The following is a 3,851-nucleotide window of genomic DNA, read 5'->3' as shown; positions in this document are numbered from 1 at the left end:
GTTGAGGATGTGAAGGTACTCGCTGATGGTCTCAGGGGTGATTTCCTTGCCGAGACGCTTCTGCAGGGTGTTGTGTGCGAGATCCATACCGACGATGATCGTCCGGCGGATATCATCCCACATCTGCTGCATTGCCGGGTTGTTGACAAAGTGCAGGTCGTCACCCTCTACGAAGGTGCCGGTTCCTGAGACCTCGTAGGTCATCAGCTGGCGCTGACCCATTGGCAGACCACCGAGGTGGCAGCGGTTGGGGTCGTACATGGAAATTCCACGGCGAAGTTCAATCTTCTTTGAGGCTGCCATGAACTCGCGTTTTCTCGGGGACTGGTTTACACCGTCAAAGTGATAGAAGCTGGTCTTGGTGTCCTGGACATCTCCCTCAAATTTCTCTTTCAGAGCCTTGAGGAAAAGTTTCTGTGCTCTCTCAATTTTTGCCATGTATGATGCCTCCTTATTCCTCAACCGGCATGAAGCCGTATTTGGTTCTCAGGGAGTGAATGCGCTGGACGTACTCGACGTACTCTGTGTCATCACGGAATGGAGTTCCGACGAGTGAGTGGAACATCGTGGTGTTTGCCTTGAGCCATGCTTCGTCCATTGGCTTGCCGACTGGGACTTTCTTGTCGAGTGGAACACCAATCTGGTCCTTGACGTACTTGACAACTCCTCCGTCGAGCACACACCGCTGAAGCATATCGAACATCATACCATCTTCTGCAAGACGGAGTGAGTGACCGTGGACGGTTGCTCCACGAATACCAACACGTGCCGGGTCGAAGAGGTTGGTGTTGATCAGGTCGGATGCGATCTTTTCGAGGTCACGCTCACGTGATTCGACGATCTGACGGCCTGACAGGGTACCTGGGTCAATACCACGGTAGCGGTACATCTCAACGTAGGTTCTCTGGTATGGCTGTGATGGTGCGTTGTACATGGAGTCAGCGAACTGGATGTACCGGACACGGTCTCCAGCCTTTGCTCCCTCGGTTGGGCTGACAATCTTGCGGATTGGACAATCTGGCTCTCCCTGCTCTGCAAGTGGTGGGTGTGCGGTTGGGTATGCCTGACCGGGTGCACGGTGTCCCATGATCAGGACAATCTCCTCATCCGTGACGTCACGGATCTTCTCAAGCTTTACGCCGGGGTTCATCTGCTTGCGCCGGTTCTCGGCGACAATAGAATTACCTGGACCATACTGTGGTGTATATGCCATTGTTTTATCTCTCCAAATCAGATGATTTCATCAATCTCATAACTGCATGAATGACGTCTGCAATCTTCTCGCGTGACGGGGTCTGTCCTCTTGTAATGCCACTTACAATTTCCATAACCGTTCCTTTCGTCTGGATATGGTGTTCTGGTGGCATCACATATGCCGTTTTAATTCCCTCACGAGCGAAGTCCTCATAATCGATGGGAGCCTGACAGACCACTACGGCCGGAATGTCGCAATCTTTTAGAATAGATCTTACTTTTGCGACCACGTGTGATCTGACGTTTCCATGGTGCAGGACCGCTACTTTGTGGCGGTTAATCTGCGAAACCTCCTTCTCGTTCAGACCAAAATATGCACCCAATACATGACCGGCACTCTTCGGAGCATCAGGGGGAATGCCACTTCCGGCATTGAGGATCATCGTACTGATGCTGTATTCAACCCCCTGTGTCCGGAGAGCTGATGTTATATCACATACTGGTTTGGTGACGTGTCTTCTGCCGGGAGACATCCCGACGATTATAACATCGGGATACCGACACTCTGATATTGTTCCCCTCTGGGCAAGAGCTCCTCCTTTGCCCATGCCGGCGCTCTCCCGGCAGTCTACTATCTGAGTGACACGTCCTATCGGCATTATTTGGTTCCCTGAATAAGGGTGGGTCCGGTCTTATTCTTCGGGTCAACGATCCCGATCATCATTTCATCTGCCCCGGGACCGTATTTTGCATAATCGGTCTGAGTCGGCGTGGATCTCATGAACTTTCCTTCTTTAAGTCCGTAGGTAAAGTTCACAAAGACCTCCCTGCACGCCTCGTCGATCCGGGGGACGATATCCCGGGTCTCAAGTTCAAGAAGTATGGTTCCGACCTGCACCCGCAGGTCGACATCGGTCTCCCCCACAACGATTCGGGCACGACCGGAATGGGGGTTTGGCAGACCCCTTGCGGGGCCATAGGGGACGAGCTGAGGAATACTGGGTCCGTTTATAACAATCCGGCGGATACCCTCTATTGCCACCAGCTTGTTGAGGATCTTCTCAACCGTTTCAGGGTTTAAAAAGCGTTCGGTGACAATCCGACACTGCGGGAATTCTGCCTCGCTCATTATGCAATCCTATATGTAGTTACACTCCGTTTGCAACGTGCTGGATTGGGGTGTTGAACTCTGGAATCTTACCGAAGGTCTCTCCGTAGATCTTGGAGGTTGCCTCTGGTGAGAACATCTGGGTTCCTGCATCAAGTGCACAGGCTGCCACGATACATGGCATACCAACACCGGCTGCGTGCCTGGTAACGACGTGGTTTCCGTTGAAGGTTCCCGGGCCACCGCCACCATAGATTGAGTGGCTGAAGAACGAGAATCCGACTGCTACTCCCATTGTACGGCCGTAGTCACAGCCTGGCAGACCGGTCTCGTGCTCGAGAAGGTCGTTGAAGTACAGGAGGGTGGATGATACTGCCTGAGCGAACCGGCCGGCACCACAGTTTACCATGGTTGCGGCGAGAGTTCCTGCTGCGGTGTATGCATTCCAGAGTCTTGGATCCTTGGTCTCGTAGAATGTGTATCCAGAGGGTCCCTTCTTTCCTGGGGTGATAACCTTGTCTTCGAGTGCCTTCTCAACGAGGGACTGAACGACGGTACCGACGGTACCGGTTGCACCGTTCTTCTTGACGAGGTCATATACCAGGTTGTTTGCATTCAGACCCTGGTATGCCAGGAGGAGAAGCTGTGCACGCTCGAATGGGCCGATTGCGGCTCCCATCTCGAACTCTCCAGCGTGCTCGAACACTGCTGAGAGTGCTGCACCCTGCATTGCGTTCTTGCTGGTCATCATCACGGCGTGGTTTGCCGGGATGTTACGGAGTGCGTATCCGAGACCTTCGTTGTTCTGGGGGATGGAAAGGATAGATGCACAGTTGCTGCCGACCATGTCCATGGTCTGTGGGTATGTACCCCAGAAAGCTGCCTTTACCATGGAACCGTCGAACATGTCTACATTGAACTGGTCGATGGTTGCATAGGTTGCTGCTGCTGCGACTGAAGTGATTGCTGCATCGTAGGTTGCTGCGGCCTCGATACGGGCACTTGGAACAGTGACGAGCAGAAGCTTGCCGCCATTGAATTCCCGGATCTCAGTATCGTCGCCTTCTTCAACCTGGATCATCTTGAAGATTTTCTCCTTGATTGCACCGGCGTTTCCGGAGATATCAAGGTTCATCTCACGACCCTTGATGAAGTTACCCTTACCAATTGCTCCAGTCTTCAGTGCTGCCTCTGCTCCTGCGAGGTTGACTGCGACTGTCCGCTTGGTCAGGTCAATCATCTTTTTCATGCCAGGGTTCACGAGCGGGCTGATCTTTTCAAGAGCTACACCGCTTTTCAGCAGTTTACCCTGATCGTCATAGAGATCAATAGTGTCGGAAAATTTTGCCATATGGTTCCTCCGATGTTCCTTTCAAACCTGTACGATTCGTTCACTGAATACTGCGTAAGGCGAATCACTGTGTGGCTGAAATCACTCGTACATGTCCCCAAAGGGACTGAAGATAAGTGGGAATCTGTTAATATAAGTGTTCCGGTTTGATTTTTGGAGAAACTTTTTATGCAATTGCCCTTTTTTGCGGTTTATTTG

The 3,851-nt window shown here is 52.1% G+C and carries 4 protein-coding genes and 1 pseudogene; all 5 read right to left on the bottom strand.

Annotated elements, in window-relative coordinates:
• Positions 1-438: pseudogene (locus VN429_RS11775) on the bottom strand (coenzyme-B sulfoethylthiotransferase subunit alpha); the annotation flags it as partial.
• Between the two features lie 13 nt (positions 439-451).
• Positions 452-1,213: a coenzyme-B sulfoethylthiotransferase subunit gamma gene (mcrG, locus tag VN429_RS11770; protein WP_325633565.1), complete on the bottom strand. Its 762-nt coding sequence runs from the start codon at positions 1,211-1,213 to the stop codon at positions 452-454.
• A 4-nt stretch (positions 1,214-1,217) separates the two neighbouring features.
• On the bottom strand, positions 1,218-1,853 hold the full coding sequence (mcrC, locus tag VN429_RS11765) for a methyl-coenzyme M reductase I operon protein C (RefSeq protein ID WP_325633563.1): 636 nt from the start codon (positions 1,851-1,853) through the stop codon (positions 1,218-1,220).
• On the bottom strand, positions 1,853-2,323 hold the full coding sequence (mcrD, locus tag VN429_RS11760; RefSeq protein ID WP_325633561.1) for a methyl-coenzyme M reductase operon protein D: 471 nt from the start codon (positions 2,321-2,323) through the stop codon (positions 1,853-1,855). The genes mcrC and mcrD overlap by 1 nt, the downstream gene beginning before the upstream one ends.
• A 19-nt stretch (positions 2,324-2,342) precedes the next feature.
• Positions 2,343-3,653 carry a coenzyme-B sulfoethylthiotransferase subunit beta gene (gene mcrB / locus VN429_RS11755; RefSeq protein WP_325633559.1) on the bottom strand — a complete coding sequence of 437 codons (1,311 nt, stop codon included), beginning with the start codon at positions 3,651-3,653 and terminating at the stop codon, positions 2,343-2,345.
• Between the last annotated feature and the right edge of the window lie 198 nt (positions 3,654-3,851).

The organism is Methanospirillum sp., from assembly GCF_035560735.1.
Lineage (GTDB): Archaea > Halobacteriota > Methanomicrobia > Methanomicrobiales > Methanospirillaceae > Methanospirillum.
This window is presented reverse-complemented; position numbering and strand designations above follow the sequence as displayed.

Coding starts and splice junctions, on each gene's coding strand:
- mcrD (WP_325633561.1), bottom strand. CDS start 2,323: ATGAGCGAGGCAGAATTCCCGCAGTGTCGGATTGTCACCGAACGCTTT.
- mcrG (WP_325633565.1), bottom strand. CDS start 1,213: ATGGCATATACACCACAGTATGGTCCAGGTAATTCTATTGTCGCCGAG.
- mcrB (WP_325633559.1), bottom strand. CDS start 3,653: ATGGCAAAATTTTCCGACACTATTGATCTCTATGACGATCAGGGTAAA.
- mcrC (WP_325633563.1), bottom strand. CDS start 1,853: ATGCCGATAGGACGTGTCACTCAGATAGTAGACTGCCGGGAGAGCGCC.